Source organism: Niabella aquatica (assembly GCF_054779315.1).
The window spans coordinates 61,497-73,950 of the sequence record NZ_BAAGYM010000014.1 but is presented as its reverse complement, the minus strand read 5'-3'; the positions used below and the strand labels follow the sequence as shown (position 1 = coordinate 73,950).

Sequence of the window (12,454 nt, the reverse complement as noted above, 5' to 3'; positions counted from 1 at the left end):
TGTAAAGTTATAACGGATGAAAAGATCCAGCACCGAAATAGAAAGTATTTTAGAGAGCCTTGACGGTATCGACCGTGCCGCCACCCGCCCGTTTATGTATACCCGCGTTATGGCAAGAATCGAAGAAGAAAGCAGTTTTTTCACCCGCGCTGTGGGCTTTTTCGCCCGGCCGGTTATTGCTTTTGGCTGTTTATCGGCTGTTTTAATAGCCAATATATACACGGTATTTAATTCTGATTACGAGCAGCAACAGGAGGTTTCTGCGATTCTGTCGGCAAATAATAGCATTTCTGATGTTTTGCAAAATGAGAATTATATCCTGGCAGCGAACGATGTTAGTCAATATGTTAATCAATAATGCCCATGACCCAAAGCCGCTCCGTTAATAAGGTGCTTGTATTTATCATTATCCTGCTGTTGCTCACCAATATTCTGGTGGTAGGTTATTTTTTATGTTTTACAAAAAAGAAGCCTCAGCAAAAAAGCAAGGAAAAGGATGGATTTGCTGCTGTATTGCGCAATGAAGTGGGATTTAATGATGATCAGGTAGCCCGGTTCACCGAACTTAAAAAAACTTATTGGAATGACGCCAAACGTAAAATGGACGAGATTGTTTCTATTAAAAATGCCCTGTTTGATCTCACCAGGCAGGAGTATACTTCTGACACTGTAGTGGAGAAACTGGCAGACTCCATTGGAAGTTTACAAAAAAAGGTAGAGATCAATGCCTATAAACATGTAAAGGCAACCCGGGCAATATGTACGCCAGCGCAAAGGCCGGTGTATGATTCGCTAATGAAAAGGATCATCAACAAAGGAAGATCCAAAAGACCGGGCAGTGAACCGCCACCCGAGATAAAAGAGAAATAATTACAAATTTGCAACTTTTGCGGGATTTTACCCTCTTAATAGTAAAGTCTTACAAATGAAAAGCATGATACATATCCCTTTACCAGGAAATTTATTAATGCAGGCTTCCGGGTTTTTTGCCTGGCTTGCAGGCTCACGTCAAAAATCAATAATGAAGGTCAGCGTTGTTCTTTTCGCCCTCTGCTTATTTATTATTTCAGGATCAGGGCCGGCCCTGGCCCAGGGCGCAGCTGATAAGGATGAAATTAAAGCCAAAGTTACCCAGGCCGTTGAAAAATTAGATGAAGCATTTAAGCTGGATAAGGAAAAGCGCAACACGGTTGAAGATATTTTCAGCGAGTTTTACCAGGAGCAGCAAAAGATAAAAAACAATATTCAAAGACCTGCATCGGGCCTGGCACAGGGTTTGGCAGGGCAGGATTTTCAGAGCATGAGGAAAAGAAATGAAGCCCTTATAGATGAAAGAGATAAACGCCTTAAAAAAGAGCTTACCGAAGAGCAGTATAAAAAATGGAAAGGCGATATTGAGCCCTCTTTACACAAGCGTAGAAAATAAATGCTACCATACACTAAATATCAATAGCTTATCTGTTCCCGGGTAGTTTTCATGACTTTGTACCACCGCCAGGCTGCTTCCATCGCCGCCCCATGCCACAGTCAGTATTTCTTTTCGTGGTATATTGATCTTTGTGGTGGTAAAATCTTTTATACGTGCTATATAAGCTTCTTTATCCTGGGTAAAATAAAGCAGGTACTTTCCTCCGGGGCTTAGCCAGGCTTTGGTATAATTAAAATTTAGCGGCTTATTTTCTACCAGCCGATCGTTCCTGTAAATTGCTATATAGCTGGTATCTTCTGCCCAAAGGTGCTCATCGTTTAAAAACAGCAGGTTATTATTTTGATCGAAGGTAAATTTGTATTCCAGGTTGGTAAACCTGCGTATCCCAAAATGTTGAATGGTATCTTTCCCGCTCAACAGCAGGTGGTGATATCTATTCGCCATACCGGTTCCTGAATCGGCTGGGCTGTAAACCACATAAGCCAGCTTTTTATTAAACATGCAGGGCTTACCTATGAGTTCGTACATACGGTATTTTATACCCGGTTGATGCACCAGCTTTGTTTTTTTTGTAACAAGATCTACCTCACTGACAGATATGGCGGCCCCGTAAGGGCCGTTTACCTTGTCACCAGCCTTATAAACAACGGTTAATGAATCTGCAAAAAAAGGATCGAGCAGGTAATTGCCCACGGGTTTTGCTACTTCTTCTGTTTTATGAGTGGCGGTATTAAAAACCCTGATGGTATTTCCTTTATAGGCATCGGCATAAAGCCGGTCCTGCGGGTGAAGCGGTTTCAACTGGTAAGCATAAGCCAGCCTGTTATCATTCACTGAAAAAGCTGGGGACCACCCATAATCTATTAAAGACAGCTGTTTTTTAGAAAAATTATATAAGGCAATAACCGGATCGTAACGCCTGGCCTGCATATCGCCCCCTGAAAGATAATTATCTTTTACTCCTTCTCTAAAACTGTTGTTCCCAACAGAACTGTCCTTTCCACTTAATTGCCTTACAAATGCTATTTCCTGGCCATTTTTTGCCAGCGCCGGGTTTAATATATAATATCCCTTTTGAAACCATTCAGCAGCCCTTTCAACACGGGGAGATTGACCCGACAAATGCAAAGAGACAAAAAACAATCCTATAAAAACAGATAAACACTTAACATTCATTACAATACACCTTAACCATTTCTATATAAAACGATTTTTTACGAAAATTATTATACTACCTGTAAGACGCCTGAAAAACGTAAATGGTTTGGGGAGAAAATAACTTTAACAATCTTCTCTATGGAATTACCGATCTCCTTGCTGCAACTGATGATTTTCGTCAGTATTTCAAAACTTAATATTAAATAATTGTTACATTTTGTAACTTAGAGTTGTTGCCCAAAAAATGAAAGGCTGGATCACGATATGGTTATTTTGTATGGTCTTATTCATAGACGCATCGGCTAAAACAGTTTCTTTTAACTTCTATGGAAATACTATTTCTTTTGAATATAATGAGAACCAGCTCGTAAACATAGAAGAAAAAGAGTTTACAGACACTGCTATACAAAATTTTTATACCACCCTGTCCAAAGCGGAGCTTTCCAGTATTCGCAACGCCCTTAACAATTATCGGCAACAATACAATCCCGATGACTGGCTGTACTATCAGCTGGTAAGAAAAACGGTAGAGCAAATAAGCCCTAAAACAGCTAATTATCTACGGTACACCTTATATAAATGGTTCTTTATGATACAGGCCGGGTATGGCACTATGCTAAGTCATAATAACGGCCGCATTCTTTTTTATATCCGGTGTGATGAAAATATTTACAACATACCGTACCGCATGAAGGATGGCCAGCAATATGTATGCCTTAACTATCACGATTATGGAAGCAATATCGATTTTGACAAATCGATTTTTACGGTGGTAAATATCGCCCTGCCACACATGTCGAAAACATTTTCTTATAAAATAAATAAGCTACCCCGGTTTAACGAGAGCGATTACGTGGATAAGCAGCTGCAATTTACCTACAATACCAATGAGTATTATTTTAAAATTAAAATCAATCCTCAGATAAAAAGCCTGTTTAATAATTACCCGGTGGTAGAATACGGGGACTATATCAATATCCCCGTAAGCAGGGAAACTTATCAATCCTTAATTACGATGCTTAAAAAACAGGTAAAAGGGTTAAGCCCCAAAAGCGGGGTAGATTACCTGATGCATTTTACCCGCTATGCCTTTGCATTTGATGAAGATACGCATGTGTTTGGCTCCGAAAAAAGATTATCGCCGGAGCAAACTTTACTTTCCCCATACAGTGACTGTGAAGATCGTGTCGGCCTGTTTTTCTTCCTGGTAAAAGAAATTTACAATCTCCCGATGATTGTATTGGCTTACCCCAAGCATGTTACGATTGCTGTAAAATTTGACAAACCGGTTGGCAATACTATCAAGTATAATGGAGCGGAATATTCTGTTTGCGAGCCTACTCCCCAGCGCACAGAACTACAGGTAGGGGAATTACTGCCGGAGTTGAAACACACCGCCTATGAAGTGGCTTATGCCTACATGCCTTAGCAAAGGCACCCGGCTTTGCCATTTGCTCAAATAACTCCACACCGTTTAATAAGTTTAGAACTATAGACGGGTGTTTACTTATAACCTGACCATGCTGTTCACTTGTTGTAAAACAAGAAAGCGCCTCCGGGGGGAAGCGCTTTGACTTTTGAAAATGTATAGGTTAATAATCTGTATTTTCTGCATCCCAGGTAGCCCAGCCAGAGGTCCAGTCATCAGAGCCGTTAAAAGCCCCCCTGTAAGCTACGGATTGGAAACCGGTGAAGCCGGTAAAGCTTGCTCCTGTTAAAGCGGGTGAACCAGAGCCCAACAGAAAACCAGGTTTGGCATTAAACTTATAGGCATCGGCCACTTTTGCATCTGCAACATTTGTTAATACTGTATTGTCAGTAGTTAGCTGGGCAATAATTGCTGTATTTGTTGCTTTAATAGGTGTTGTAGAACCTGCGATAATGTTGTTTTTAAATACCAATGTGCCGGCAGAAAAATTATTCGAGGTAGCCGTTCCTTTTGTATCATCTATATACACCCCGATTGGATACCCCACAAATAAAGAGTTGATAATAGATTGAGAAGAGTTCCGGCGAATTTGTGCGCCGTTTTTGAAATAGTCATTGATCGTATTTCCTGAACCGTTCATCGGGCCGATGATAGTAACATTTGAAAATACAGATTTTGTTTGCGGGGCATTGGTAGAGCCATTACCATCGTTATCAGACTCAAAACCATTTGAATCTGATTTATCAGCTGTATTAGGCTCCCGCTGTGCAATGCAAAACTGCACTCGACCGGAAAAACCGTTATCTGTATCAAAATCATCATCCCAGGTTCTGGTTGCGATCAGGTGATCTGCATTTACTGTTCCGCCAAACCATTCAAAAGCATCATCACCCGAACGGTATACCTGAACATAACTCACAGTAGTGCCGCTACCAACGCCACCAAATGTGATACCGTTAATTTCATTATCAGTAGAATATTCTACTCCTGCGAACTCCACACGAACATATTTCAGCACACCTGAATTATCGGCAGCGTCGGTACCGCCATACTCGTTATAAGTTGTGCCGGTTGGTACTGTTAGTCCGCCTTCCACTTTAGCAGTTCCTGAAATGTTTACCGGAGCCTTGCCCAAAAGAATAAGACCGCCCCAGTCGCCTTGTTTCCTGTTACCTTTTGCCACCGCCGAAGTGAACACTATCGGTTTATTTACAGTACCATTCGCCATTATTCTAGAACCGCGTGTAATGATTAAGGTTCCTTTAGAAGCTTTGTCTCCTTTAATTACGGTTCCTGGTTCAATTGTAAGCGTTGCGCCATTAGCAACATATATGAACCCTTTCAATATGTACTTGTTGTTAGCAGTCCAGGTAGTGTTTTTATCTATAACAGATGCCAGGGGACCGCCGGACGCATCAGCCTGTCCTACAACAATTTCTTCTCCGGTTGAAGGAACCGGATCAATCCCGTTATCCTTGTCGCCACAAGAAGCCAGGGCCAGAGCGAAAAGGCTAAACAATAAAATAAGCTGTTTTTTCATTTTTTTGAATTTTACGTTTTGTAAGAGTATGTTAACTAATTGAATAAGAGATTTAGAATTTATACGTATAGGAAAGACTCATATTGGTTCCTGGTTTATATTCCTCCAGTATCCAGTCTTTATTCAGCGTGTTTTGCCCATTTTGGAAAGAGGTGCCATCAAATTTTTCGTTGCCGTTCTGGTCAAAATAGAACCTCACAGTTGAATTGAGCATGTCGCGGGCACTTAGCTTCAATGCACTTTTATGAGTCAGCTGGTAGGAGACCTGTGCATCTAACAAATTGCGGGGCATTTCGTATACCATGCCAAACAGGTTACCGCCCACCAAATCAATTCTTTGGCCAATTCTGTTAAACAGAACGCTTGCATTCAATTTGTCATTTTTGGTACGGTAGGTAAAACTTGTATTAATAGCATATGGAGATTGCCCTGTCAATGGGCGCTCAGTAATTGTTGATCCATTGGGTAAAGGCAAAGGAGTTCCTAATTTTACCCTGGACTGAATCAGTGCCACATTCGTATAAAACTCAAGCTGTTTTAATCCTTCGGAAATAAAGCCCAGCTTCTTTCTTATTTCTGCTTCTATACCAATATTGGTTGCGGATGGGAAATTGTTTGTAGTAATTTCCAGGGCACTGTTGGCTTTATATATAGAGGTTTCCAGCGTATTGTCAAAGCTTTTGTAAAATATCGAAGCTGATAGGATTTCACCGGGAGCAAAAAACCATTCGTACTTAATGTCAAAATTATCTATTCTGGACCTGGTAAGATCTGGATTGCCCTGTACGTTTGCCATCCGTTCAAAATCATAATAGTAAAAAGGAGCTATTTCTCTAAATTCAGGACGTCCCAGGCTTCTGAAATAGGACGCCCTTACATTGGTTTTGGGATTAATCGAATAAGTAAGGTTGGCAGACGGTAATATGTCTTTCCATGTTTTACTAAAATTCTGAGCGGTTGAAACATTAATTTTATAATACTCATACCGTGCGCCCCAAACTAATCTTACTTTCTGGGTAAATTTATTATCGACCATGAGATAGCCGGCATAATTGCCCGAATTTGCGGTATAACTGTCCTGTCCCTGTGTAAGATCGTACAAAGAGTACATATTGTTGTTGATAACATCGGCTGCAAAAAGCTGATTTAGCGGTCTTCTCAGTACATCCTGATACCCCGGCATATCTGTATTGATAACCGGGCCAATAAGCCTGTTTTTATCCGTTCTATCCCTGTATGCTGCAAAGACCCCTGCCTTTATCAAGGTTTTTTCAAACAGGTCAACCGGTTTTGTCAGGTTCAATGCACCGTTGTAGAGTTTTTCATTCAGGTCGCCAAAAAGCCTGTTGTTTTCCCTTCCCAGGCTGCTCAGATCAGCAATATAATTATTGCCTGATCCTGCAGATCTTGAATATCCTATTTTACGCTGATCCGGACGATTGTTTGTGATTAAATTAAATGAAGCGAGATAATCCAACACTGTTTCCTTATGCCCCAACTTATTTTCTCCTTTAAATGTGCTCTTCAGTAATGATTTTTGAACCAGATCAAAGGCATAGAAACGGATATTTCTGCTACGATCTATATTTAGACCCTCCCTGGATAAAAAGTTATCATCAAATATCCTGTTATACAGATTTTTAAAAGAGTATTTACCTTTTGAAGTTTGATAGGAAAGGTTTAGCAAAGCGCCAACATTAGAATTGTAGCGGTACGTGTCATCTGAGTAATCATAGTTATCATACTGGCGTAATGCGTTTCTTTTAGCCGATTCGGTATGCGTATAAGTGATCCCTGCAGTATAGCCCAGCTTGTTGCCGTTTTCAAATACCCTGAGGTCTCCCATGTTAGCTTGCAGGCTGACCTGGGGCAACCCTTTTCTTTCCTTGATATTAAAATCATTATTCAGGCCTGATAAAGCGGCATTCACCTGCTGCTGATTTAAATCTCCATTAATAATTTGCCTTGTTCGCGGAAAAGATGATGGCAATTGCCGGATACCGTCATCAAAACCCAAAAAGTCTGTTTTAGATCTGTATCCGGATTTGAAATCTTTAAAAGTAGCAACCGAATTATACCCCAGCCCCAATGAAACATCTACAAATTTGCGGGTAGGAACTTCTTTTGTAATTACATTAATTACACCACCCGCGAAATCAGCAGGCAGATCCGGAGTTCCGGCTTTGGTGATCACCATGTTCTCGATCATTGAAGACGGTATTATATCAAACGAAAAAGCCTTTCTGTTGGGCTCGGTACTGGGCAGGATAGAGCCGTCAGTTAAACCAAGATTGTATCTATCGCTAAGCCCACGAATAATTACGAACTTATTATCCTGAACCGTAGTACCACTGATCCTTTTTAAAACATCGCCGGTTGACCTGTCCGGAGCTTTCCTGATAGCCTCAGCCGAAATTCCATCAGAAATAGATGGGGCAATGCGCTGAGCCTGGTAAAGTGAAGCAACTGTACCTACGGCTTTTGACCTTGCACTTACCACAATTCCCTCTAATTCGGTAGAAGCTGACTCCATAATTATAGTAAAAACTGAGCCTTCGGTATAAGAGCCAGGCAAAAAAGAAACAGATTTTGTTTTATAGCCAATAGCGGTTACTTTAATGTCAAAGCTGCTTCTCATATCCGCACCTATACTAAATCCTCCATCCGATTCAGAAATAGCGCCCTTATTTGTTCCTGCTATTTGTAATGTTGCTCCTGCTACAGGTTCATTTGCATGGTTTAGTATTTTTCCCAAAAGCCTGCTCTGAGCCATTAGAGCATTACTTATACATATTAATAAACCAATAAGCAGGTATTTAAAGCCCATACATTTAATTTCATGCAAAGGTGAGCCCGCTATATTACCGGATTGTTATGGTCATGTTACGAAATCGTAATGCTAAGGTTAGCTTAATGTTAAGAGGCAGTTAGCCTGCTGCTAACAGAAAGGTTAACAGTTATATATCTCCCTGTAATTTATTAAGCTGTTTACTATTTTCAATATTAAGGAATTATTAATTCCTGTAATTTTAGGGAATACAAGCTACTAACAAAATACTTTTGCCATCATTTAAAACAATTTGTTATGGGTCTTAACTCAATACTTAAAATTTTTACGCCTGCCAGCACCACTTTTTATGAATTATTTGAAAAGATAGCTGAGAACGTATCAAAATCCGGCAGCCTTCTGAAACAGGTAATTAATGAACCTGATTATGATAAACGCAGTAAGCTGGTTCAGGATCTTACAGACCTGGAGCACAACAGTGACGATCTGACCCATAATGTTTTTACGGAGCTTAGCAGGAACTTTATCACCCCTTTCGACAGGGAAGATATACACTACCTGGCTGCTTCGCTGGATGATATTGTGGACTATACCTACTCGGCAGCAAAAAAAATCAACTTTTACCGCATTAACCCCAATGATACAGGCTTCCAAAAAATGGCGGAGCTGATAGAGCAGGGAACACAGCACGTAAAATCTGCAGTAGCTGAGCTCAGGAACATGAAAAAAATAAGAAGCATAACAGAAGCGCTGGTGAAAATAAACAGCATTGAGAACCAGGCTGATGATGTGTTTGACATGAGCATAGAAAAGCTGTTTGACAGTGATATTGATGCCAAAGAGCTGATCAAAAAAAGAGATATTTACCAGGTAATGGAAACTGTTACAGATAAATGCGAAGATGCAGGTAATGTGATCGAGTCTATCATTATTAAATACGCTTAGCTGGTTTGTCGTTCATGGTTAATGGCTCATAGCCCAAACAGCTACGATTTTTTTTCTACCATGAACCATGAACTTTTAACCATGAACTAAAAATATGTTTACCTACCTCATTATCATCATAACGCTGGCCCTTATTTTTGATTACATCAATGGGTTTCACGATGCAGCCAATTCTATTGCAACAGTAGTTTCTACCAAGGTGCTTACACCGCTTCAGGCTGTAACCTGGGCGGCCTTTTTCAATTTTCTGGCCTATTTCATTTTTGATCACGGCGTTGCACAAACCGTAAGCCAGATTGTAAATGCTGAGTTTGTAACCCTCAACGTTATTTTTTCCGGGCTCATCGCCGCCATTGCATGGAACCTGCTTACATGGTGGTTTGGCATCCCGTCCAGTTCTTCACACACGCTTATTGGTGGCTTTGCCGGCGCGGGGGTGGCCCATGCTTATTTTTCGCATATGGGAGACGGGCTATCCATTTCTGAAATCGTGAATATGGGTAAAATAATTCCCACTGTAATATTTATTGTGCTGGCACCATTAATTGGTATGATAGTCGCTTTCCTGATTTCCATCTGGTTTTTGCATTCTTTCAGCAAAACCATATGGCCCCGCATTATTTCAGTACTGGTGATTTTATGTAGTTTGCTGCTACTTATATCCGTGGTTCATTTACCCGAAAAAGAAATTGTAACCATTGAAAACCACGTAACACAGGCTAAAAAAGATTACGAAGAAAAGCAGCTGGCCGCTAATGTCAACCCGGGGAATATTCACCTTGCAAAAGCCGCAGAGAAAGCTAAGGCAACGATTATGGTAAAGCAAAAAGATTTTGAAAATGCCAACAGGCTTTACAACAGCGGCAAGCCTTATCCCCTTAAAGTGGTGTTATTTGGCCACAATATGAAATGGTTCTTGCTGGCCTTCATCCTTATTGTTATGTCTGTATTTTCAATGTTCCTGCATACGCTCAATTATGCCAGGGCCGAAATATGGTTTAAACGAATGCAATTGGTATCTTCTGCTGCCTTTAGCTTAGGGCATGGCGGTAACGACAGCCAGAAAGTAATGGGCATTATTATGGCGGCCTTTGTGGCTTTCGATCCTTCCAAATATTCGCTGGATGGTATGGTAAGCTGGGTGCCCCTGGCCTGCTACTCTATGATAGCATTAGGTACGCTTAGCGGCGGTTGGAAAATCATCAAAACAATGGGCACCAAAATCACCAAAGTTACCCCGTTTGAAGGCGTAGCAGCGGAAACTGCAGGCGCCATAACCCTGTTCGCCACTGAGATGCTAAAAATACCCGTAAGCACCACACATACCATTACCGGCTCTATTATAGGGGTGGGCGCCACCAAGCGCCTGAGTGCAGTACGTTGGGGTGTAACCACTAACCTGCTCTGGGCCTGGATTTTAACCATACCCATCAGCGCTGTACTGGCAAGCATTGTGTACTTTATTGTAAGATTGGTGGGCCGCTAAAAATCCTATTGATTTTTAGATAAAAACGCTCACCTTTGCTGCGGTAGTAACGATAACAATACCGGTTATGATGTAACCAGCTTTTGTGCATAAGCCTATCGGTATTGCGTCGCGCACTTCCCCTGCTGAATGTCATTCAGCAGTTTAACGCATTATTAAACTTTTATTCAGATTCATCATTCTTTATGGCAAAAATTTTAGTTACCGGTGGCTGCGGATATATTGGCTCCCACACAGTTGTAGATCTTATTCAAAATGGTTATGATGTAATTTCTATCGATAATAACAGTCGTTCTAACCCTGAGGTATTGCAGGGTGTTGAAAAAATTACCGGCAAAGCTGTAAAAAATTATAGAGTGGATCTTTGCAATTTTGATGATACCCATGCTGTTTTTCAGGAGAATACGGATATTGCAGGAATTATTCACTTTGCTGCCTATAAAGCTGTAGGCGAATCGGTAGAAAGGCCGCTGTTTTATTACGAGAACAACCTTAACTCGCTTATAAATGTATTGAAGTGCGTAAGGGATTTTGAAATTCCGTATTTTGTTTTTTCATCCTCCTGCACGGTCTATGGCAATCCTGATGCGATCCCGGTAACCGAGCAAACGCCTACCAAACCGGCTGAGAGCCCTTATGGTGCTACCAAACAGATGGGGGAGCAAATACTTACAGATTTTGCAAAAGTATTTACCAATACTCATATTATTTCTTTAAGGTATTTCAATCCGGTAGGCGCGCATCCCTCCATTGAAATTGGTGAACTGCCTGTAGGCCGCCCGCAAAATCTTTTTCCTGCCATTACACAAACCGCGATCGGCAAGTTGCCTAAAATGACTGTTTATGGCGCTGATTATGATACGCGTGATGGCAGCTGTCTGCGGGATTTCATTCATGTAAGCGATATTGCCCATGCACACACCCTGGCTATACAGTTTTTAGAAAATAAAAACAATACGGCAAATTACGAGATATTCAATCTTGGTACAGGTAACGGTGTAACCGTACTGGAGGCTATTAACGCTTTTGAAAGAGTAAGCGGACAAAAGCTAAACTATGAAATAGGGCCACGACGTGCAGGCGATGTTATTGCCATATATGCGAATAATGACCATGCAGTAAAAAGCCTGGGCTGGGATATTCAGTTTGGAATTGATGAGATGATGGGTACTGCGTGGAAATGGGAGCAAAAGCTGAAAGCCGAAGCTAATGTAAACGCCTGAAAAACCTCTCAAATAATGACATAGAAGATTTAATGCAGGACGGGCACGCATTTTTCCTGTCAGGCATAAAAAAAGCATCGTGCTTGTTGCTTCCGAACCGGTTACCCGGATCTTCTGCTTAAACCCGATGCTTTTAATAGCTTCAGCATTGTCTTGTAGTGCAGATATCGAGGTTTCAAGTAAGCATATCACTATGCGAAGTTAAAATCCCCATCAACCTACAGAACAACTGGCAAGGCATTCACTAAAATTTTGCTTTAGCCATGCGGGCTTTACCAGTATTTTACAGCCAAAATATTTCTGTATTTTACCACATTGATATTTACGGCCATATAGAACAGATATTTGCCCTTCACTGCTTCAAGCTTTTTACAGCGTTCTGCATTTACTCTTGTATGCGGTTGCTACCAGTTTTCCACGCATTGCTGCCTGTATTCCTGATAATTATGCGATACA

10 protein-coding genes are annotated in these 12,454 nt (G+C 41.0%); 7 read left to right on the top strand and 3 right to left on the bottom strand.

Annotated features, from left to right (window positions below):
* Positions 1 to 16: 16 nt before the first annotated feature.
* From ACYVBM_RS12265 to ACYVBM_RS12255, 3 genes are read left to right on the top strand one after another with little or no spacing between them, the layout of a single operon-like run.
* A complete protein-coding gene (locus ACYVBM_RS12265; protein WP_460685953.1) occupies positions 17 to 358 on the top strand; it encodes a hypothetical protein in 342 nt (113 codons plus the stop codon).
* 5 nt (positions 359 to 363) lie between these two features.
* Complete coding sequence (locus ACYVBM_RS12260) at positions 364 to 870, top strand: Spy/CpxP family protein refolding chaperone (RefSeq protein WP_460685952.1); 507 nt, start codon at positions 364 to 366, stop codon at positions 868 to 870.
* Between the two features lie 55 nt (positions 871 to 925).
* The gene (locus tag ACYVBM_RS12255) at positions 926 to 1,426 is read left to right on the top strand and encodes a hypothetical protein (protein WP_460685951.1); all 501 of its coding nucleotides are present in this window, start codon (positions 926 to 928) and stop codon (positions 1,424 to 1,426) included.
* Positions 1,427 to 1,429: 3 nt separating this feature from the next.
* Here the strand turns inward: ACYVBM_RS12255 and ACYVBM_RS12250 are convergent, their stop codons facing one another.
* Complete coding sequence (locus ACYVBM_RS12250) at positions 1,430 to 2,605, bottom strand: hypothetical protein (RefSeq protein WP_460685950.1); 1,176 nt, start codon at positions 2,603 to 2,605, stop codon at positions 1,430 to 1,432.
* 226 nt (positions 2,606 to 2,831) lie between these two features.
* Here ACYVBM_RS12250 and ACYVBM_RS12245 point away from each other — a divergent pair, with 226 nt between their 5' ends.
* Entirely contained in the window at positions 2,832 to 4,016 is a 1,185-nt protein-coding gene (locus ACYVBM_RS12245) for a hypothetical protein (protein ID WP_460685949.1), read from the top strand.
* Between the two features lie 163 nt (positions 4,017 to 4,179).
* Here the strand turns inward: ACYVBM_RS12245 and ACYVBM_RS12240 are convergent, their stop codons facing one another.
* A complete protein-coding gene (locus tag ACYVBM_RS12240; protein ID WP_460685948.1) occupies positions 4,180 to 5,556 on the bottom strand; it encodes a hypothetical protein in 1,377 nt (458 codons plus the stop codon).
* 52 nt (positions 5,557 to 5,608) lie between these two features.
* Positions 5,609 to 8,329 carry a TonB-dependent receptor domain-containing protein gene (locus tag ACYVBM_RS12235; RefSeq protein WP_460685947.1) on the bottom strand — a complete coding sequence of 907 codons (2,721 nt, stop codon included), beginning with the start codon at positions 8,327 to 8,329 and terminating at the stop codon, positions 5,609 to 5,611.
* A gap of 312 nt (positions 8,330 to 8,641) precedes the next feature.
* Here ACYVBM_RS12235 and ACYVBM_RS12230 point away from each other — a divergent pair, with 312 nt between their 5' ends.
* The 3 genes from ACYVBM_RS12230 to galE all read left to right on the top strand — a co-directional run bounded on the left by ACYVBM_RS12230 (position 8,642) and on the right by galE (position 11,998).
* The gene (locus ACYVBM_RS12230; protein ID WP_460685946.1) at positions 8,642 to 9,289 is read left to right on the top strand and encodes a DUF47 domain-containing protein; all 648 of its coding nucleotides are present in this window, start codon (positions 8,642 to 8,644) and stop codon (positions 9,287 to 9,289) included.
* Positions 9,290 to 9,383: 94 nt separating this feature from the next.
* Positions 9,384 to 10,775 carry an inorganic phosphate transporter gene (locus ACYVBM_RS12225; RefSeq protein WP_460685945.1) on the top strand — a complete coding sequence of 464 codons (1,392 nt, stop codon included), beginning with the start codon at positions 9,384 to 9,386 and terminating at the stop codon, positions 10,773 to 10,775.
* A 185-nt stretch (positions 10,776 to 10,960) separates the two neighbouring features.
* Entirely contained in the window at positions 10,961 to 11,998 is a 1,038-nt protein-coding gene (gene galE, locus ACYVBM_RS12220; protein ID WP_460685944.1) for a UDP-glucose 4-epimerase GalE, read from the top strand.
* Positions 11,999 to 12,454 lie beyond the last annotated feature (456 nt).